The sequence below is a fragment of the Methylobacterium sp. Leaf112 genome (assembly GCF_001423295.1).
Classification (GTDB): domain Bacteria; phylum Pseudomonadota; class Alphaproteobacteria; order Rhizobiales; family Beijerinckiaceae; genus Methylobacterium.
Genome location: NZ_LMNG01000030.1, coordinates 337,512 through 356,045, shown reverse-complemented (window position 1 = coordinate 356,045; position 18,534 = coordinate 337,512). Strand labels below are relative to the sequence as shown.

The 18,534-nt window shown below is 69.6% G+C and carries 16 protein-coding genes; 6 read left to right on the top strand and 10 right to left on the bottom strand.

What is annotated here, in order from left to right:
• Nucleotides 1–11: 11 nt before the first annotated feature.
• The gene (locus tag ASF52_RS15570; protein WP_244473829.1) at nucleotides 12–1,628 is read right to left on the bottom strand and encodes a putative bifunctional diguanylate cyclase/phosphodiesterase; all 1,617 of its coding nucleotides are present in this window, start codon (nucleotides 1,626–1,628) and stop codon (nucleotides 12–14) included.
• A gap of 486 nt (nucleotides 1,629–2,114) precedes the next feature.
• On the opposite strand from ASF52_RS15570, the gene rpoZ reads away from it, so the two are divergent.
• The 4 genes from rpoZ (at nucleotide 2,115) to ASF52_RS15550 (ending at nucleotide 6,730) form a co-directional block, all read left to right on the top strand.
• A complete protein-coding gene (rpoZ, locus tag ASF52_RS15565) occupies nucleotides 2,115–2,519 on the top strand; it encodes a DNA-directed RNA polymerase subunit omega (RefSeq protein ID WP_056092390.1) in 405 nt (134 codons plus the stop codon).
• Nucleotides 2,520–2,769: 250 nt separating this feature from the next.
• A complete protein-coding gene (locus ASF52_RS15560; protein WP_056173917.1) occupies nucleotides 2,770–5,007 on the top strand; it encodes a RelA/SpoT family protein in 2,238 nt (745 codons plus the stop codon).
• Nucleotides 5,008–5,050: 43 nt separating this feature from the next.
• Nucleotides 5,051–5,641 (top strand): orotate phosphoribosyltransferase, encoded by a 591-nt coding sequence (pyrE, locus tag ASF52_RS15555; RefSeq protein WP_056173913.1) that lies wholly within the window; start codon nucleotides 5,051–5,053, stop codon nucleotides 5,639–5,641.
• Between the two features lie 411 nt (nucleotides 5,642–6,052).
• Nucleotides 6,053–6,730 (top strand): LabA-like NYN domain-containing protein, encoded by a 678-nt coding sequence (locus ASF52_RS15550; RefSeq protein ID WP_056174168.1) that lies wholly within the window; start codon nucleotides 6,053–6,055, stop codon nucleotides 6,728–6,730.
• Here the strand turns inward: ASF52_RS15550 and ASF52_RS15545 are convergent.
• From ASF52_RS15545 to dapA, 3 genes are all read right to left on the bottom strand, one after another.
• On the bottom strand, nucleotides 6,727–7,314 hold the full coding sequence (locus tag ASF52_RS15545; RefSeq protein ID WP_056173910.1) for a peroxiredoxin: 588 nt from the start codon (nucleotides 7,312–7,314) through the stop codon (nucleotides 6,727–6,729). The genes ASF52_RS15550 and ASF52_RS15545 overlap by 4 nt on opposite strands.
• Before the next feature lie 71 nt (nucleotides 7,315–7,385).
• Nucleotides 7,386–7,859 carry an SsrA-binding protein SmpB gene (gene smpB, locus ASF52_RS15540; protein WP_056173907.1) on the bottom strand — a complete coding sequence of 158 codons (474 nt, stop codon included), beginning with the start codon at nucleotides 7,857–7,859 and terminating at the stop codon, nucleotides 7,386–7,388.
• Between the two features lie 81 nt (nucleotides 7,860–7,940).
• The gene (gene dapA / locus ASF52_RS15535; RefSeq protein ID WP_056173903.1) at nucleotides 7,941–8,840 is read right to left on the bottom strand and encodes a 4-hydroxy-tetrahydrodipicolinate synthase; all 900 of its coding nucleotides are present in this window, start codon (nucleotides 8,838–8,840) and stop codon (nucleotides 7,941–7,943) included.
• A gap of 183 nt (nucleotides 8,841–9,023) precedes the next feature.
• Between dapA and ASF52_RS15530 the strand changes: the two genes are divergently transcribed.
• Complete coding sequence (locus tag ASF52_RS15530) at nucleotides 9,024–11,351, top strand: lytic transglycosylase domain-containing protein (RefSeq protein ID WP_056173900.1); 2,328 nt, start codon at nucleotides 9,024–9,026, stop codon at nucleotides 11,349–11,351.
• Between the two features lie 8 nt (nucleotides 11,352–11,359).
• Here the strand turns inward: ASF52_RS15530 and ASF52_RS15525 are convergent, their stop codons facing one another.
• The 6 genes from ASF52_RS15525 to ASF52_RS15500 all read right to left on the bottom strand — a co-directional run bounded on the left by ASF52_RS15525 (nucleotide 11,360) and on the right by ASF52_RS15500 (nucleotide 16,682).
• Nucleotides 11,360–11,635, bottom strand: coding sequence for a hypothetical protein (locus ASF52_RS15525; protein ID WP_056173898.1), 276 nt, complete (start codon nucleotides 11,633–11,635; stop codon nucleotides 11,360–11,362).
• A 10-nt stretch (nucleotides 11,636–11,645) separates the two neighbouring features.
• A complete protein-coding gene (locus ASF52_RS15520) occupies nucleotides 11,646–13,595 on the bottom strand; it encodes a hypothetical protein (RefSeq protein ID WP_156630171.1) in 1,950 nt (649 codons plus the stop codon).
• A gap of 104 nt (nucleotides 13,596–13,699) precedes the next feature.
• Nucleotides 13,700–15,526, bottom strand: coding sequence for an ABC-F family ATP-binding cassette domain-containing protein (locus tag ASF52_RS15515; protein WP_056174164.1), 1,827 nt, complete (start codon nucleotides 15,524–15,526; stop codon nucleotides 13,700–13,702).
• A 64-nt stretch (nucleotides 15,527–15,590) separates the two neighbouring features.
• On the bottom strand, nucleotides 15,591–15,800 hold the full coding sequence (locus ASF52_RS15510) for a hypothetical protein (protein WP_056173895.1): 210 nt from the start codon (nucleotides 15,798–15,800) through the stop codon (nucleotides 15,591–15,593).
• Nucleotides 15,801–15,875: 75 nt separating this feature from the next.
• On the bottom strand, nucleotides 15,876–16,190 hold the full coding sequence (locus ASF52_RS15505) for a polyhydroxyalkanoic acid system family protein (RefSeq protein WP_056092422.1): 315 nt from the start codon (nucleotides 16,188–16,190) through the stop codon (nucleotides 15,876–15,878).
• Nucleotides 16,191–16,334: 144 nt separating this feature from the next.
• Nucleotides 16,335–16,682, bottom strand: a complete 348-nt coding sequence (locus tag ASF52_RS15500; RefSeq protein WP_056173892.1) for a septal ring lytic transglycosylase RlpA family protein — start codon at nucleotides 16,680–16,682, stop codon at nucleotides 16,335–16,337.
• Nucleotides 16,683–17,291: 609 nt separating this feature from the next.
• On the opposite strand from ASF52_RS15500, the gene ASF52_RS15495 reads away from it, so the two are divergent.
• Nucleotides 17,292–18,485, top strand: a complete 1,194-nt coding sequence (locus ASF52_RS15495) for a site-specific DNA-methyltransferase (RefSeq protein ID WP_274533799.1) — start codon at nucleotides 17,292–17,294, stop codon at nucleotides 18,483–18,485.
• Nucleotides 18,486–18,534 lie beyond the last annotated feature (49 nt).

The window sequence follows — 18,534 nt, the reverse complement described above, 5'->3', positions numbered from 1 at the left end:
ACCGCAATCTTTTATCTGGGGTTGTCGAGTGTGAGGAATTTGAAGACTTCGGAAGCGGAAATGGGCTTGCTGATGAGGTAGCCCTGCACATCGGTGCACCCCTCCGCCCGGATACGCTCCAACTGGTCGGCGGTCTCGACGCCCTCGGCGACGGTGGTCATCCCGAGGCTTCGCCCCAGGCCCGCGATGGCCCGGATGATCGCTTCGCCGTCGCGCTTGCCCGAAAGGTCGCTGACGAAGGACCGATCGATCTTGATCTTGTCGAACGGGAACGAGCGGAGGTAGCTCAGGGACGAGTACCCGGTCCCGAAATCGTCCATCGACACGCGGACGCCGAGTTCGCGCAGGCGATGCAGGGTCTGCAGGGTCTTCTCGCTCTCGTTCAGGAGGACGCCTTCGGTGATCTCCACTTCCAGGCGCGTCGCAGGGAGGCCCGAGGCCGACAGGGCCGACATGACCATCTCGACCAGACGCTCGCTCTTGAACTGCGCCGGCGAGACGTTCACCGCGACGGAGAGCGGGGCGGGCCAGGTCGCCGCGTCGCGGCAGGCCTGACGCATGACCCATTCGCCGATGGGAACGATGAGGCCGATCTCTTCCGCCAAGGGAATGAAGTCGAGGGGCGAGACCATGCCCCGCACGGGGTGCTGCCAGCGGATCAGGGCCTCGCACCCCACGAGACGGTTGCCTTCCAGCTGGAGCTGCGGCTGGTAGTGCAGGTAGAACTCGCGGCGTGCCAGGGCCTGACGCATGTCGAGTTCGAGCTGACGGCGCGCCTGCATGCGCGCATCCATCTCCGGTTCGAAGAAGCGATAGGTGCCCCGCCCGTCGAGCTTGGATCGATAGAGGGCCAGGTCGGCGTTCTTCAGGAGCCGGTCGGCATCCTCGCCGTCGTTCGGCGCGAGAGCGACGCCGACACTGGCGCCGATGGTGAGGAGCTGCCCTTCGACCATGTAGGTCCGGCCGACCAGATCGACGATGCGCCGTGCGAGGATCTGGGTATCGGATGCTCCGCGAATCCCGGTTTGCAGGATCACGAACTCGTCGCCGCCGATCCGTGCCACGGTGTCCGTGACCCGCACGGTCGAGCGCAGGCGATCGGCGACCTTCTTCAGGAGGGCATCTCCCATGGGGTGGCCGAGGGTATCGTTGATGGGCTTGAACCGGTCGAGATCGATCAGCAAGACGGCGCAGGCCTCCCCGGTCCGCTGCAACCGTCCCAGGGCTTCCTTCAGGCGCTCGCGCAGGAGCAGGCGGTTCGGCAGGCCCGTGAGCAGATCGTGACGGGCCATCTCCTCGGCTTGCGCTTCGGCGGCGCGCCGCGCCGTGACATCCTCGAACGCGACGGCCCAGCGCCCGCCCGCGACGGGGTGCAGGTGCACCTCCAGCAGGTGCCCGCGAAGGGTCACTTCGAACCGGGACGAGTCCGGCTGCACGAAGGAGCGCGGAAGCTGGGCTCGAACCTGGCTCCAGGTATCCCCCGCATGGTGCCGGACGAGGTACAGCACCTGTCGAAGGGACGATCCCACGGAGATCAAGGCCTCCTCGCTCCCGAGCAGGTGCAAGGTCTGGCCCGACGCGAGGACGATGCGTCCGGTCTCGTCGATCAGCAGGAGGCCGTGGCGCATGGCATTCAGGTACGGCAGCAAACCAGCGACGAAGGATGGGACCTCCGTCGGGGAGCCGGAATTGATATTTGTTATGTCTCGGATGGTTGTGTCGATCTGATTGCGCAGTGGAGCGGCCATATCAAAGCAATCCGATGCCGGCGCTGAAATCGCCATGGGCGTGTTATCGAACGGTCTGCCTGGGAACAGCTAAATTTCTACTAAGCCGTGGCTACCATGATCGCGTCTGAACTCGGCCGCACAACGTCGCACCGCGTCGTCTCGGGGGAGCGCCCTCGCCGGTGCTTTGCAAGTCCGGGATCCCGCGTTTCCGAAGTTTCCGGGATCGACGGCCGTTCGTTGCGTCGGGGCCGAGCCATGGGCGAGACCGCACGCCCCTGCCCAGGGGCGTCGCTCCATCCCCACCCCTGCCTTGTTGCCAAACGTCAAGGGGTGTAAGAGGCCGGTTCAATTCCCCACACCCTGTTCGAGGAAGGAGCCGTCCACATGGCTCGCGTCACCGTTGAAGACTGCATCGACAAGGTCGAGAACCGGTTCGAGCTCGTGCTGCTCGCGAGCCACCGCGCCCGCCTGCTCGCCGCCGGCGCACCCCTGACCATCGACCGCGACCGCGACAAGAACCCCGTCTGCGCCCTGCGCGAGATCGGCGACGCGACCATCACGGCCGACGACCTCAAGGAACAGCTCATTCACTCGATGCAGAAATACGTCGAGGTCGACGAGCCCGAGGCCGAGACCGTGCCGCTGCTGTCGAGCTCGCCCGCCGCCGCCGCCGTCGCCCCGCAATCCACCAGCGACGACGTGCAGTTCGACCGCATGAGCGAGGAAGATCTTCTGCGCGGCCTCGAGAACCTGGCGCCCCCGACCGAGACGGACGAAGAGGCCGAGTAATCGGTCCACCCGACGGGACGTTTCGAACAACCCGGCCTCGCGGCCGGGTTTTTTGTTGGATGTCCGCGCCCGAAACCCTGCTCGTCGCGCCTTCGCTGCGGCCTGCGACGTTCTAAAACCAACGGGGGGCCGCATTAATGTCCGCCCGCGCGCCTTGGGGGCTGGCGTGGGCGCGTGCGATGCGGGACAAATCCAGGGGGGGCGCCCGCGCGGTGCGGGACTTCGAAGCCGAAAAGGGTCTGTCTCGCGGATGATGCGCCAATACGAGCTTGTCGAGCGGGTCAAGCGCTACAACCCCGCCACGGACGAAGCCCTGCTCAACCGCGCCTACGTCTACGCCATGCGCGCCCACGGCACCCAGAAGCGGGCGTCCGGCGACCCGTTCTTCGCCCATCCCCTCGAAGTCGCCGCGATCCTCACGGATCTGCGCCTCGACGACGCCACCATCGTGGCCGCCGTGCTGCACGACACCGTGGAGGACACCGCCGCTACCTTGGACGAGATCCGCGCGATCTTCAGCCCCGAGATCGGCGCCCTCGTGGACGGCCTGACCAAGCTGAAGCGCCTCGACCTCGTCTCGAAGCGCGCGGCCCAGGGCGAGAACTTCCGCAAGCTCCTCCTGGCGGTGGCGGCCGATGTCCGCGTGCTGCTGGTGAAGCTCGCCGACCGCCTGCACAACATGCGCACCCTCCACCACATGCGCGTCGACAAGCGCGAGCGCATCGCCGAGGAGACCCTCGACATCTACGCGCCCCTCGCGGGTCGCATGGGCATGCAGGAGCTGCGCGAGGAACTGGAGGATCTGGCGCTTCGCAACCTCAAGCCTGAGATCTACGCCACCATCGCGCAGCGCCTCTCCGACCTCACTGCGAAGTCCGAGCGCCTAGTCGAGAGCATCGAGCAGGACCTCACCGCGCGGCTGGCAGCCCAGGGCATCACCGCCGCCGTGACGGGACGGCAGAAGCGCCCCTACTCGATCTCGGCCAAGATGGAGCGCAAATCCGTCGCCTTCGAGCAATTGTCGGACATCTTCGGATTTCGCGTCATCGTCGAGTCCCTGGCCGATTGCTACGGGGCCCTCGGCGTCGTCCACACCACCTGGCCAATGGTGCCGGGGCGCTACAAGGACTACATTTCGACCCCGAAGCAGAACGATTACCGCTCGATCCACACCACGGTGATCGGTCCGAAGAGCCAGCGCGTCGAGCTGCAGATCCGCACCGCCGCCATGGACGAGATCGCCGAGTACGGCATCGCCGCCCACGCCCTCTACAAGGAGGGGGCGGCCCGGGACGACGCGGGCGGCGTCCATCCGCGGCTCGCCACCGAAAGCGGCGCCTACCAGTGGCTGCGCCGCACCATCGAACTCCTGGCCGAGGGCGACAGCCCGGAGGAGTTTTTGGAGCACACCAAGCTCGAGCTGTTCCAGGACCAGGTGTTCTGCTTCACCCCGAAGGGCCGGCTCATCGCCCTGCCGCGCGGGGCGACGCCCATCGACTTCGCCTACGCCGTGCACACGGATGTGGGCAATTCGGCGGTGGGCGCCAAGATCAACGGCCGCATGGCGCCGCTCCTGCACGAACTCGTCAACGGCGACGAGGTCGAGATCGCCCGGGCCGACGGGCAATCGCCCCCGGCCGCCTGGGAATCCCTTGTGGTGACCGGCAAGGCTCGCGCGGCCATCCGCCGGGCGACGCGCTCGGCCGTGCGGCGTCAATATGCCGGCCTCGGCCGCCAGATCCTCGACCGGGCCTTCGAGCGGGCGGCGAAGAGCTTCTCCGAGGACAAGTTGCGCGGCGCCCTGCCGCGCCTCGCCCGCCTCTCGACGGAGGACGTGTTCGCGGCCGTGGGCCGGGGCGAGATGTTCTCGGGCGACGTGGTGCGGGCGGTCTATCCCGACCACAAGGACGAGCGCCGCACCGCGCCCTCCCCCCTGCAGCAGCCCGTCGCCGGCGGGGCCGGACGCCTCAGCCTCTCGAAGGACCAGACCATGCGTCTGACCTTCCCGGAGGGACCGTCCGAGGCCGGGCGCCCCGACGCGATCCCCATCCGGGGCCTCGACACCGACCTGCCCGTGAGCTTCGCGCCCAATGGCGGCGCCGTGCCGGGCGACCGCATCGTCGGCATCCTCACCTCCGGGATCGGGGTGACCATCTACCCGATCCAGTCGGCGGCCCTGGCCGCCTTCGACAACGAGCCCGACCGTTGGCTCGACGTGCGCTGGGACGTGGAGGCCGGCGCCAGCGAACGTTTCCCGGCGCGCCTCGCCCTCCAATCCATCAACGAGCCGGGCGTGCTCGCCTCCATTGCCCAGGTCATCGCCGACCACGACGGCAACATCGACAACCTCTCGATGAAGCGCAAAACCCAGGACTTCACCGAGATCGTCATCGATCTGGCGGTTTGGGACCTGAAGCACCTCAACGCCATCGTGGCGGAGCTGCGCGGCAAGCGCACGGTGGCACGGGTGGACCGGGTGAACGGCTGAGCCTACATACGCCCGCAATCCCGAACCGACCGGAGCCGAGATCATGACCCCTGAGCAGGTGCTCGCCGAATTCCGAGACGCGAACGCCCTCCTCGACGGGCATTTCGTCCTCAGTTCCGGCCTGCACTCCGGGGTGTTCCTGCAGAAGATGGCGATCTTCTCCGATCCGGTCCGCACTGCGCGCCTGTGCAAGGCCCTGGCGGCGAAGATCACCGAGCGGTTCGGCCCCGTCGACATCGTGGTCTCGCCCGCCATCGGCGGCATCGTGCCGGGCTACGAGACCGCCCGGCACCTCGGCGCCCGCGCGATCTTCGTGGAGCGCGACCCCGGCGGGCCCTTCACCCTGCGGCGCGGCTTCAGCATCCCGGCGGGGATGCGGGCCGTCATCGTCGAGGACATCGTCACCACCGGGCTCTCGGCGCGCGAGTGCCTCGCCTCCCTTGGCGGCGAGGCCGGCGAGATCGTGGGCGCGGCCTGCCTCATCGACCGCTCGGGCGGGCGCGGCGAGATCGGCCTGCCGCTGGTCACCCTCGTCACCCTCGACATCCCGGCCTATCCGGCGGATGCCCTGCCGCCCGAACTCGCCGCCCTGCCGGCGGTCAAGCCCGGCAGCCGGGTCTCACCGAAACAGTGAGAGGCATACGGCGCCGCGCCTCCGGAACTTGCGTCGGGGCCGGCCACTTGTCCGCGTATCGGCCCCAAATCTGGGTCGTCGACATCACCCAAGCAGGCGCGCCAAGCTGGTGCGCCAAGCGATCGACAATTACATCTTCTACATCTTCTGGAAACGCATTGAAACCAGGCCGGGTAATTTCATAAAAAGCCAGTGCCATTATGCTTGAGCTTGACAAAATTCTTATTAACCTGCATTAGTGATCTAGATTGTTTCGGCGCTCGTTTTTGAAGCACGGTCGTTTGTCGAGCTCGCCGATTTGAAGTCAGGTCTTCCGAGGCCGATGCGTACAATTAAACTATCAGATCTTTTGGGTATCGGAGCGCTCAAGGCCGCTACGACCTAAATGCTTATCAGAAAATGGATCATTACATGAGCGCACAGCAGCGCAGCGCCCTCTTCATTGACGGGGCCAACCTCTATGCCGCTACCAAAGCGCTTGGGTTCGATATCGATTACCGGCGTCTGTTGAAGGAATTCCAGGCGCGCGACAATCTCATTCGGGCATTCTACTACACCGCCATGGTCGAGGATCAGGAGTATTCTTCGATCCGCCCGCTGATCGATTGGCTCGACTACAACGGCTACCGGGTCGTGACCAAACCCGCCAAGGAGTTCACGGATTCCGCCGGGCGGCGCAAGATCAAGGGCAACATGGACATCGAGCTCGCCATCGATGCCCTCGAACTCGCCCCCCGCATCGACCATATGGTGCTGTTCTCCGGCGACGGCGATTTCCGCTCCCTCGTCGAGGCGATGCAACGCAAGGGCGTGCGCGTGACCGTCGTCTCCACGATCCAGACCCAGCCCGCCATGGTGGCCGACGACCTGCGCCGGCAGGCCGACGAGTTCCTCGACCTCGTCCAGCTCATCCCCCGGGTCGGGCGCGATCCGGGCGAGCGGACCATGCGGTCCGCCCCGGACGCCCGCAGCCCCGGCGACACCGCGACCCGCTCGCGCGGCGAGACCCCCGAGCGCTCGGCCCGCCCGAGCCTCGGTCTCGAGACCCGCTACGGCATCCGCCAGGGCGAGGACAATCCGGAGGGTTAGTCCGCCCGCTCGGGCGACGATGCGCCCGCGTCGAGCCAGGCGATCACCTGCGCCGCGCTGCGGTCGGGGGGGAACACCGGGTAGAACACCTGTCTCACCCGCCCGTCGTCGAGCACCAGGGTGAGGCGGCGCAGGAGGGTGAGGCCGCCGGCCGTGAAGGTCGGCAGCCGCATCGCCTGCGTGAGTGCCCCATGCGGATCGGCCAGCAGGCTGAACGGCAGGTGCAGGCGCGCCGCAACCTCGCGCTGGTAGGCGCTCGTCTGCGTCGAGAGCCCGTGCACATGGGAAACCCCGCGCCGGATCAGCTCGGCGTGGTGATCGCGAAAGTCGCAGGCATGGGGTGTGCAGCCGCGCGCGCCCGGAATCGCGTCCCACTCGGGCACGAGAGTGGGCCGGCCGGGTTCGCCCGTGCGTGGATAGGCATAGATCACCGCACGGCCCGGCAGGCGGCTCAGGGACACCCGCGTTCCGTCCGTCGCCTCAAGGGACACGTCGGGCGCGATCAGGCCTTCGAGGTGGCGCGCGGCGCCGTCATCCTCCGGCACGGGCAGGTCGGCGGGCAGGGACGCGTAGTCGGGGGTCATGACGGCGATCCGGCGGTTGGGGCGGCGTCAGGCTATCTCCGCTCCACCCCGGCGGACAAGGTTTCAAAAAATCAGCCGCGGTCGCGCATGATCCGGGCGCGGTCACGCTCCCAGTCGCGCTGCTTCGTCGCCTCGCGCTTGTCGTGGAGCTTCTTGCCGCGCCCGAGGCCGAGCTCGATCTTCGCCCGGCCGCGCTCGTTGAAGTAGATCTTCAGGGGCACCACGGTGAAGCCCTCGCGCTGTGTGGCGCCGATGAGCTTGTTGATCTGCTTTCGGTGCAGCAGCAGCCGGCGCGGGCGCTTGGTCTCGTGGTTGAAGCGGTTCGCCTCGACGTATTCGGGGATGTAGGCGTTGAACAGCATCAGGTCGGAGCCCGACGGCCCGGCATAGGCCTCGCCGATGGTCGCCTTGCCCTTGCGCAGGGATTTGACCTCGGTGCCAGTGAGCGCGAGCCCGGCCTCGATGGTGTCGGTGATCTCGTAATGGTAGCGGGCGGCGCGGTTGTCGGCGACGACGCGGCGATCGGGATCGGGTTTGGGTGCCATCACATCGTCGGTTCAGGCCAGCCGCCGGAATACGGCCAGGCCGAGGGATATGGTCTGTCGCGTGCGGTTTCGCCAGCGGTTTCAGCCGTCCAGAAGACCGGCATGGCGCAGGGCGGCATCGATCGCCGCCTTGCTCTCCTCGCTCACGGGCAGGAGCGGCAGGCGCAGATCCTCGCGCATGTGCCCGAGGCGGGACAGGGCGTACTTCGCCGGCGCCGGGTTCGGCTCGATGAACATGGCCGTGTGCAGGGGCATCAGGATGTCCTGCAGCCGGAGCGCCTTGGCGTAGTCGCCGGAAAGCGTCGCTTCCTGCAGGTCGGCACACAGGCGTGGGGCGACGTTCGACACCACCGAGATGCAGCCGCAGCCGCCCTGGGCGTTGAAGCCCAGGGCTGTCGCGTCCTCGCCGGAGAGCTGGACGAAGTCCGGCCCGATGGCTTGGCGCTGGAGGCTGACCCGGTCGAGCCTGGCCGTCGCGTCCTTCACCCCGACGATGTTCGTCAGCTCGGCAAGGCGTGCCATCGTCTCGACGCTCATGTCGACGATGGAGCGGCCGGGAATGTTGTAGAGGATGATCGGGATGCCGATGGCGTCGTTGACGGCCTTGAAGTGGGCGTAGAGCCCGGCCTGGGACGGCTTGTTGTAGTAGGGCGTCACCACCAGAACCGCATCGGCGCCGGCCTTCTCGGCATGGCGCGCGCGCTCGACCGCCTCGGCGGTGGAGTTCGAGCCGGCGCCCGCGATCACGGGCACGCGCCCGGCGGCCTCGGCGATGCAGATCTCGACCACGCGATCGTGTTCGGCCGGAGTCACCGTCGGGGTCTCCCCCGTGGTGCCGACGGGCACGAGGCCGTGGATGCCCTGCGCGATCTGCCAGTTCACGAAGTCACGGAACGCGGCCTCGTCGAAGGCGCCGTCCCGGAACGGCGTCACGAGGGCGGTCATCGCGCCCTTCAGGCGCCGGGTGGTCGTGCTGGTCATCCTGGCGTTCCCGGCCCTTGGGGCTCGTCATGCGCCGGGGCCAGGACCGGCCCCGTATCAGGCGGGGAGACATAAGGCCTCGGCCGCACGGGCGCAAACGCTGCTTTGACGGGGTTAATGCCTTCTTAACGCCCTTTGGATGAGCTTGAAGGAGGCCCGCTCCCGCAGGGATTCGTAAGATCCATGGTGTTCCGGACGTGTTCGCATCGCGCCGCCCTGGCCCTCTTCCTGGGCGGCACCGCCCTGGCCGGGACGGCCTTCGTCGGTTCGACCCTGCCTCGCCCCCTCGGCTCCGGCGTGCTCGCGGCGGGATCGGACGCGCTACCGGCGAGTGACGCCGCCGCCCCGTCGAGCGCCCTGACCGATACCAAGACCCTCGATCCCGTGGCGGCCGATGCCCTGAAGGTCGAGGCGCGGACCGCCGAGACCCCACCGGCCGACACCGCACCGCCCGGGGCCCGGACAGGCCTGCCCGCCACGGTGAAGGCCTACGCCTCGGCCGACCCGGAAGCCGGCATCGCCTTCCCCTTGCCCGACGCCGCCGTCTCGCCCGCGGCTCCGGTGCCCGAGCTGCCCGATCCGGTCCGCGCCGCCCGCATCGCCCCGGACATCGACGTGCCGGCCCTGCGCCAGGCCATCGACGCCTACCGCAAGGGGCGCGTCGGGGACGGCGACCGCCTGCGCGACGGGTTCAAGGACCCGGCCGCCCGCGCGCTCCTCGAATGGGTCGCGATCCGGGCCGGCGCCGGGATCGGGTTCGAGCGCACCATCGCGTTCACCCGCGCCAACCCGGACTGGCCGGCCGGGCCGCTGCTGCGTCGGCGCGCCGAGGAGGCCCTGCTCATCGAGCGCAAGGGACCGGCCATTGTGCGTGCCTATTTCGCGGCCTCCAAGCCCGCGAGCGCGCCGGGCCGGTTCGCCCTGGCGCTGGCGTTCCGGGCCGAGAACCTCGATGCCGACGCCGCCGCCCTGGTGCGCGAGCTGTGGCGCTCGGACACCTTCGGGCGCAGCCTCGAAGCCAAGGTGATGGACGCCTTTCCGGGCGTGCTCACCCGCATCGACCACCGCTTCCGCATGGAGCGCGCCCTCCTCAAGGAGGATTACGAGACCGCCGGCCGCGCCGCCGCGCTCGCGGGCGGGAGCTACGCCAGTCTGGTGCGGGCCCGCCGCGCCGTGGAGGACAAGAGTTCGGGCGCGCCCGGTGCCCTCAACGCGGTGCCGCCGTCCCTGCGCAACGACTCGTCCTACATCCTGTCGCGGGCGCAGCACCTGCGCCGCACCGACAAGTATGCCGAGGCGGCCGCCCTGCTCTCCGTCGCGCCGACGAACCCGGACGTCCTCGTCGACGGCGACGAGTGGTGGGTGGAGCGCCGGATCGTCGCCCGCAAGCTCGTCGATCTCGGCGACGCCCGCACCGCCTACATCGTCGCCGGTCGCCACAGCGCCCGCACGGTGGAGAAGCGCATCGAGGCCGAGTTCCATGCCGGCTGGATCGCCCTGCGCTTCCTCGACGACGCGGGAACCGCCGCCCGTCATTTCGACGCCGCCGCCGCCATCGCCGAGACGCCGATCTCGCAGGCCCGCGCCGCCTACTGGCAGGGCCGCGCCGCCGAGGCCGAGGGGCGGACCGACGTGGCGAAGGCCGCCTACGAGCGCGCCGCCCTTCAGCCCATCGCCTATTACGGCCAGCTCGCCCGGGCGAAGCTCGGCCGCGCCAACCTGTCGCTCCGCTCGATTCCCGAGCTCGACGCACCCGCGCAGGCGGCCTTCTCGGACCGGCTCTACGTCCGGGCCCTGCGCATGCTGGAGGCGGCCTCCCTGAAGGATCTGGCCCTGCCGCTCTACATCGACGCGGCGACGAAGCTCTCCGATCCGGCCGAACTCAATGCCCTCGGCAACATCGCGGCGGATGTCCGCAACGCCCGGGCGCTCGTGGCCATCGGCAAGATCGCCGTGCAGCGCGGTTTGCCGCTGGACGCCCACGCCTACCCGACCATCGGCATCCCGGCCTACGAGGCGTCTGCCGCCGTGCCCCTGGTCGAGAAGGCCATGGTCTTCGCCATCGCCCGGCAGGAGAGCCAGTTCGACCCCCTGGCCCAGTCGAGCGTCGGCGCGCGCGGCCTGATGCAGATGATGCCGGCCACGGCCCAGCGCACGGCCCGCCGGGTCAGCGCCGCCTTCGACCAGGACCGGCTCACCAGCGATCCGGCCTACAACGCCCGCCTCGGCCACGCCCATCTCGGCGAGCTCATGGACGATTGGCGCGGCTCCTACATCCTCGCCTTCGCCTCCTACAATGCCGGCGGCGGCAACGTGAAGAAGTGGATCGACGCCTACGGCGATCCGCGCAAGGCGGGCGTCGACCCCATCGACTGGGTCGAGCGCATCCCCTTCACGGAGACGCGCAACTACGTCCAGCGGGTGATGGAGAACCTACAGATCTACCGCACCCGCCTCGACACCAAGAGCGCGCTCCTCATCGACGGGGATCTGCAGCGCGGCGCGCGCTGAGGGACAGGTCAGGCCGCCTGTCGCCCGGGCGAGACGGCGCCCACGGCCGCACCCGCGAGGTAGGCCGCGAGGATCAGAGCACCGACCTCGACCCAGAGGCCGGCGCGGCCCGGAACGAGCCCGGCGAGGCTGAGCCCGCCCGCAACGGCCGCCGCGAGCACCAGGGCGAGGGTCCCCGCCAGGGTCGACCCCGTGCGCGGCAGGCCGGCGAAGCGGCCCACCACCGCGCCGAGGAGGAAGCCGAGCACCAGGGCCGGGCCGATCAGCGTCAGCAGGGGGATCACGCGAGACTCCTCATGGACGCAGGGCCAGGCCGATGCCCTCGGCGGGCGGGCGGCTTTGCGCGGCGGGATCGGCGGCGACCCGGTCCGGCGGGAGGCCGGCCTGGAGCAGATACTCGACGAGGGCGAGGGCGCGCTGCCGCGGCAGGTCCGGCTCGGGCTCGGACGGGATGTCCGCTTTGGCGGACGGCTTCTCGGGAGGCGTCTTGGTGGCGGCCTTGGCGCTCGCGCCCGTGGCGGGCTTCGCCTTGGTGTCGGCCTTCGTGGGCGCCTTGGCGTCCTTCGGGGGCTCGACGGAGGCCGTGCTGTCCACGGCGGTCTCGACGGCCGGCTTCGGGGCCGGCGGGGCGCCCGCCGGGTCCGTGTGGCCGGTGACCGCGATGCGGCCCGTGGGGCAGGCCTTGGCCCAGGCCGCCACCGAATCGAGGAGGGGATAGAACGCCGCCGTCAGGATGGCGCTGCCGGGCACGAACGTCAGGGCCCGGCCCGGATCGAGGGCGGTGAACCGCGTCGCACAGGCCTTCGCGTCGGGGGCGGTACCCACGCCCGGCACCGCGATGGCCGCACTGCCCTGCCACCCGGCGGGCAGCGCGCGGGGCAGATCCGATTCGATGCGGCGCGCGCTCTCGGCGTAGAGGCTGTCGCCCGTGAGCGTGAGGGCGCGGTCGGCGATGCGGATCTCGCCGCGCGCCAGCACCGCCAGGGTGGCGATGCCCTGATCGAGGGCGCCCGTCAGGCCCTCGGGGGCGCCGTCGGCGAGGCGGCTCCGGTCGACGATCCGCTCGCGGAAGAACTTTGGACGCAGGGCCGCGAGGATGCGCTCGCGGGTTGCCGCGTCCGGCAGGTGGCCGCCCAGGGTCACGCTGTCGGCCTCGCGCCGGAGCTGGACGCGGTAGGGCTTGAGCGGCCGGGTCTCCAGGCGCACCGGCCCGGCCGCGACGCCGGAAGGGCGCCCGTCGCGCAGCAGGGTCGCGATCTCGTCCACCGCCTGCCCGTCGAGGGCGACGCCCGTGACCGACACCGCGCCGCGCGCGAAGGCGACGCCGCCCTCCTGCAGCAAGGCGACGAGGCGCAGGGCGAAAGCGGCGAGGCCGGCGGGATCGATGGCGGGATCGAGGCCGCGTGCCGTGCGGGTCTCGTCGAGGATGCCGGCGCCCTCGGCGATCTCCGTGGCGCGGGCCCGCAGGCTGGCGCGGGCGGCCTCGGAGACCACGTGGCCCGTGAGGGTGATGGCGCCGCCCGGCGCGCGGGCGAGGCCGAAGGCGAAGTCCGGAACGTTGGCCGGCAGGATCTCGATGGTGCCGAGGGTGAACCCCGTGGGCGGCGTCGCGAGGGACGCGCGCAGGCGCGCCTCTTCCTCCGTCGAGATCGCCTCCCCCCGAACCGACAGGCGCGTGTCGGACAGTTCGACCCGGGCGCCGGGCTGCAGGGCCTTGAGTGCCGAGATCGCTTCCGCGGCGGCCTGCGCGAACTCGGCCGGCGCGCCGTAGGCCGCACGGGCGTCGTCGTCGAGGCGCGTGCCCGGCGCGAGGGACGGGGTCAGACGGTCGGTCAGGGCAAGGGGGCCGATCTCGGCCGGGCGGTTGCCCGTGAGCGCGATGCGGTCCGGCCCCGTGCGCGTGGCCGTCCACACGAAGGGAGCGGCGGTCTCGACGAGCCCGAGACTGCCCTCGATCCGGCGCAGGCCCGGCAGGGCGGCGAGGCGGGCCAGGGTGGTGTCGCGGGACACCGCGTCGGGCGCTTCGCCGAACACCACGAGGTCGCGGCCCCGTGCCGTGGCACGCAGCCACGGCTCGGTGCCCGCCCGCGCCGTCTCGCGCACGATCGCGGCGGCCTCCGCGTCGAGGCGCGCCTCCAGGGGCGGCGTCACCAGGGGCACGGCGACGCCGAGGATCACGGCGACGCCGGGCAGGCCGACGAGCCAGCCCGTGCGACGGATCAGGGCGGAAAGAGAGGCGGACACGTTCGATCCCGGTGGAAGGCGGCGTTTCGCGAAGCGGCGCTTGGCGAAGTGGCGCTTGGCGAAGCCAACCCAATCACACGGTTTTCACGGCATCATGAAGGCCGTCACGCGTCGCGCAGCATCTCCAGTTCAAGCCAGCGGTCCTCGGCCTGGCCGAGCTGGGTCTCGGCCTCGCTCAGCAGACCCGAGGCCTTGGCGAAGCGCGCCGGATCGCGGGCGTAGAGATGCGGGTCGGCCAGCACCGCCCTCAGCTTGCCGATGTCGGATTCGAGCTTCTTGATCCGCTCCGGCAGGGTCTTCAGCTCGTGCTGGTCCTTGAAGTTGAGCTTGCCCTTGGGGGGGGCGGCCTCCGCATTGGCGGCCTCCTGCGCCTTGCCGCGCTCGCGCTGCTCGGCCCGGCCCGCCCGCGTGGTTGAGGCGACGGTGCGGGCCTGCACGCCCTCGCCGCGCTGGGCGATCATGTCTGTGTAGCCGCCCGCATACTCGATCCAGGCGCCCTCGCCCTCGCTGACGAGGACGCTGCCCACGACCCGGTCGAGGAAGTCGCGGTCGTGGCTGACCAGGATCAGGGTGCCGGAATAGTCGGTGAGCATCTCCTGCAGGAGGTCGAGGGTCTCGAGATCGAGGTCGTTTGTCGGCTCGTCGAGGACCAGCAGGTTGGCGGGCTGGGCGAGTGCCCGGGCGATGAGGAGGCGGTTGCGCTCGCCGCCCGACAGCACGCTCACGGGGGTGCGGGCCTGCTCGGGCGCGAACAGGAAGTCCTTCATGTAGCCGATGACGTGGCGGCTCACCCCGCCGACGGTGACCGAATCGCCGCTGCCGCCGGTGAGCACCTCGGTCACGGTCATCGACGGTTCCAGGACCGCGCGGGTCTGGTCGAGGAGCATCATCTTGAGGTTGGTACCGAGCGCGATGGTCCCGGAATCCGGCGGTTGCTGGCCGGTGAGCAGGTTGATCAGCGTGGTCTTGCCGGCGCCGTTGGGGCCGACGATGCCGAGGCGGTCGCCGCGCATCACCCGGATCGACAGGTCGGCGACGATGGTGCGCTCCCCGTAGGCTTTCGCCGCGCCCTTGGCCTCCACCACGAGGGCGCCCGACGGGTCGGCCTCCGTCGAGCTCATGGTGGCGGTGCCGACGGGGCGGCGGTCCTCGCGCCGGTCCTTGCGGAGCTGATGGAGGTTGCCGAGGCGCCGGACGTTGCGCTTGCGCCGGGCCGTGACGCCGTAGCGCAGCCAATGCTCTTCGTCGGCGATCTTGCGCTCGAGCTTGTGCCGGTCGCGCTCCTCCTCCTCGAAGAACGCGTCGCGCCACGCCTCGAAGGTGGTGAATCCCTGCTCGATCCGCCGGGTGGTGCCGCGATCGAGCCAGACCGTGGTCTTCGATAGGGCCGAGAGGAAGCGCCGGTCGTGGCTGATGAGGATGAGCGCGCCGCGCACGCTCTTCAGTTCGGCTTCCAGCCACTCGATGGCCGGCAGGTCGAGGTGGTTGGTCGGCTCGTCGAGGAGCAGAATGTCGGGCTCGGGCGCCAGGGCCTGGGCGAGGGCCACGCGCCGGCCCTCGCCGCCGGACAGGCGCGACGGGTCCTCCTCCCCGGTCATGCCGAGGCTCTCCAGCAGATAGCGGGCGCGGTAGGCCTCGTCGCCGTGGGTGAGCCCGGCTTCTACGAAGTCGAGGGTGGTGGTGAACCCTGAGAAGTCCGGCTCCTGGGCCAGATACCGGATGGTGGTGCCGGGCTGGACGAAGCGTAACCCCTTGTCGGGCTCCACCAATCCGGCGGCGATCTTCATCAGGGTCGACTTGCCCGAGCCGTTGCGGCCGACGAGGCAGGTACGCTCGCCCGGCGAGATCGCGAGCTCGGCCCGTTCGATGAGGGGCGTGCCGCCGAAGGTGAGGGCGACGTCTTGGAGGGTGAGAAGCGGGGGAGCGGCCATGGCCGGGCTTATGGCAGTGCCGGCGCCCGTGAACAAATGGTTCGGGGCGCCGGACGCGGAAACCCTACATGACCGGGTTGGCGGGACCCGTGGGCGCAGGGCCGACATCGGGGCCGACGCCCGGATCGTTCACGGGAATCTCGTCCGGCGTCACGTCGGGCGCTTCCGTCGGCGTATGGCCGGGAAACTCGGGCGCGGGCAGATCGGGCCCGGGCGGCGGCGTCTGCGGAGCCTCGTAGGGCGTCTCGGGAACGGGAGCACCGGGATTCGACATGGCAGGCCTCGCGAAAAGGTCGGGCGTGAGGAACGGGCGCCCGGCGTGCCGGTTCCGCCTCGTTTCCGGTCCCGCCTACTTCTTCGTCAGGAGCAGGTTGCCCTCCTGGCCGAGCTTCTTCTGGATGCGTTCGGCGAACAGGGCGAGCAGCAGCGGCAGGCGCACTTCGACCCGAACGGTCTGGGGGCCGACATCCACCTGCCCGTCGACCTTCTGGCCCATGGCCGCCATGGCGAAGTCGAGGCGGTCGTCGGTCCAGGCCAACTTGTCGACGGCGACGCCGGTCTTGTCGAGCAGCCCCTGGACCTGACCCATCCCGTCGGCGATGCGCCGGCGGGCTTCGGCCAGGCCGAGCTCATGCGGGATTTCGACGATCAGGGGCTTGGCCATGGGGGTCCTGCGCGGTTGGCTCCGACCCCCGACATGGGGACGGCCGCCGGCGAGACAACGCCGGCGGCCGCGGAAGGTGACGTTTTCGAGGGAGGCGACGCGATGCGGGCCTCGGTTTTCACGAGGCGCGCTGCGATGCGCGCCTCAGTGAACCACGCTCAGCGCCACATGGGTCACGCCGCCCATGCCGATGGCGCGGGCCGGTCCCTTGGCGAGGTCGATGATCCGGCCGCGCACGAACGGCCCCCGGTCGTTGATCCGCACCACCACGGAGCGGCCGTTGCGCTTGTTCTGCACCAGCACCCGTGTGCCGAAGGGCAGGCTGCGATGGGCGGCCGTCATGCCGTTCGGGTTGAAGCGCTCGCCGTTGGCCGTCTGGCGACCGCTTCCGTACCAGGACGCGCCACCGCTCTGGGCGGCGGCCGGCAGGCTGGCGAAGGTCATGACGGTGCCGATGAGGGTGGCGGCCACACGAACGGAATTGATGTTCATTCGGTCTTGCTCGGTTGTTTCGGATGGCCGGCAAAATGAATTCGAACGGGGCCAAAATGAGACCGGGTGAAATGAGGCATTTGCGGTCACATATGAGGCTAGATCCGAGGCATCATCTGTAGTTGTACAACAATGTAGTGTGGATCGATGTGTGAAAGCCGAAAAGACGTTTCATTTCAAGTGAATGCTGCCGTGGGCCGATCCGGCCGCGGGCTCTGCCTGCCCCCGCACCGAGCAGCAAAAAACTGCCCTGCGCGCGACGAAACCCAGCCATGCGCCGCCCTCCCGGGGCCGAAGGAGAAAGATTATTTTCAAGATCGCGGCTTGGGGGCCGGTTGCCTGACGTCCGGGGGTTCAGCAGACCCCGCCCTACCCGTGTTCCGGATCGGTGAAAATGTTGGCGACATCTCGGGTTATGCCCTCCGACACCCAGGGCAACACTGATGCAGGACCGATCGGTGCTCGCAATTAGCCTGCGGGACGGTCCGGCAACGCACCCGGCAAAAACTGCAGCCCCAAATCGAGACGCATTCGCCTCAACCCGGCAACCCGCCCTTTACGTTAACGGCCGCATGGTCCGCCTTGTCAGTCGCGTAACCGGTGTTTGCCATGGCTCCCCTGCGTACCGCGGTTGCCGATACCGTCGCCCGGAAAAGTGTCTCGCGTACCGGGCGACTCGTGTCGGCGCCGCGGATGGGTCTCGTACCCCCCGTTCAGCGCCTTCCCCTCGATGAGATTCTCGTTGGGGATTGTATCGGCGCCATGAACGCCCTGCCGGCGGGCAGCGTCGACTGCGTGTTCGCCGATCCACCCTACAACCTCCAGCTCGGCGAGGGCTCGCTCCTGCGGCCCGATCAGAGCCGCGTCGACGCCGTCGACGACGCCTGGGACCAGTTCTCGAGCTTTGCCGCCTACGACGCCTTCACCCGCGCCTGGCTCACCGCCGCCCGCCGGGTGATGAAGCCGAACGCGACCCTGTGGGTCATCGGCTCCTACCACAACATTTTTCGCGTCGGCGGCGCGCTCCAGGACCTCGGGTTCTGGATCCTCAACGACATCGTCTGGCGCAAGGCCAACCCGATGCCGAACTTCCGCGGCAAGCGCTTCACCAACGCCCACGAGACCCTGATCTGGGCGTCGCGCTCGGCCGAATCGAAGGGCTACACCTTCCATTACGAGGCGCTGAAGGGCGGCAACGACGACGTTCAGATGCGTTCGGACTGGTTCATCCCCCTCTGCACCGGCGACGAACGCCTGAAGGGCGCCGACGGCCTGAAGGTCCACCCGACCCAGAAGCCGGAGGCCCTGCTCGCCCGCACCATCCTATCGGCCACGAATCCGGGTGACGTGATCCTCGACCCGTTCTTCGGCACCGGCACCACCGGCGCCGTGGCCAAGCGCCTCGGCCGCCGCTTCATCGGCATCGAGCGCGAGACCGTCTATGCCGACGCGGCCCGCGCCCGCATCGACGCCGTCGAGCCCCTGTCGCAGGCCGCCCTCATGGTGGCGCCGACGAAGCGCGCCGAGCCCCGCGTCGCCTTCCTCAGCGTTCTCGAGGCCGGTCACATTCGTGCCGGCGAGACCCTCACGGACGCGCGCGGGCGGCACTCGGCCATCGTGCGCCCCGACGGCACCGTGATGGCCGGCCCGGCCTCGGGCTCGATCCACAAGATCGGCGCCCTCGTGCAGGGCCTGCCGGCCTGCAACGGCTGGGACTTCTGGCACGCCACCCGCGACGGCAAGCCCGTGGTGATCGACGTGTTCCGGGCCCGGATGCGGGCGGCCATGGGTTCGGCCGCCTGAGTTTCTGGTACAGCCCGCCTTCCGCGGAATGCCCTCTCCCGCAGAGTAG

What these genes read in the sequence shown, in the direction of transcription:
- ASF52_RS15495 (WP_274533799.1), top strand. Translation starts at nt 17,292, where the DNA reads ATGGCTCCCCTGCGTACCGCGGTTGCCGATACCGTCGCCCGGAAAAGT.
- ASF52_RS15515 (WP_056174164.1), bottom strand. Translation starts at nt 15,526, where the DNA reads ATGGCCGCTCCCCCGCTTCTCACCCTCCAAGACGTCGCCCTCACCTTC.
- ASF52_RS15505 (WP_056092422.1), bottom strand. Translation starts at nt 16,190, where the DNA reads ATGGCCAAGCCCCTGATCGTCGAAATCCCGCATGAGCTCGGCCTGGCC.
- pyrE (WP_056173913.1), top strand. Translation starts at nt 5,051, where the DNA reads ATGACCCCTGAGCAGGTGCTCGCCGAATTCCGAGACGCGAACGCCCTC.
- ASF52_RS15550 (WP_056174168.1), top strand. Translation starts at nt 6,053, where the DNA reads ATGAGCGCACAGCAGCGCAGCGCCCTCTTCATTGACGGGGCCAACCTC.
- ASF52_RS15510 (WP_056173895.1), bottom strand. Translation starts at nt 15,800, where the DNA reads ATGTCGAATCCCGGTGCTCCCGTTCCCGAGACGCCCTACGAGGCTCCG.
- ASF52_RS15545 (WP_056173910.1), bottom strand. Translation starts at nt 7,314, where the DNA reads ATGACCCCCGACTACGCGTCCCTGCCCGCCGACCTGCCCGTGCCGGAG.
- ASF52_RS15530 (WP_056173900.1), top strand. Translation starts at nt 9,024, where the DNA reads ATGGTGTTCCGGACGTGTTCGCATCGCGCCGCCCTGGCCCTCTTCCTG.
- ASF52_RS15570 (WP_244473829.1), bottom strand. Translation starts at nt 1,628, where the DNA reads ATGCGCCACGGCCTCCTGCTGATCGACGAGACCGGACGCATCGTCCTC.
- dapA (WP_056173903.1), bottom strand. Translation starts at nt 8,840, where the DNA reads ATGACCAGCACGACCACCCGGCGCCTGAAGGGCGCGATGACCGCCCTC.
- rpoZ (WP_056092390.1), top strand. Translation starts at nt 2,115, where the DNA reads ATGGCTCGCGTCACCGTTGAAGACTGCATCGACAAGGTCGAGAACCGG.
- smpB (WP_056173907.1), bottom strand. Translation starts at nt 7,859, where the DNA reads ATGGCACCCAAACCCGATCCCGATCGCCGCGTCGTCGCCGACAACCGC.
- ASF52_RS15500 (WP_056173892.1), bottom strand. Translation starts at nt 16,682, where the DNA reads ATGAACATCAATTCCGTTCGTGTGGCCGCCACCCTCATCGGCACCGTC.
- ASF52_RS15560 (WP_056173917.1), top strand. Translation starts at nt 2,770, where the DNA reads ATGATGCGCCAATACGAGCTTGTCGAGCGGGTCAAGCGCTACAACCCC.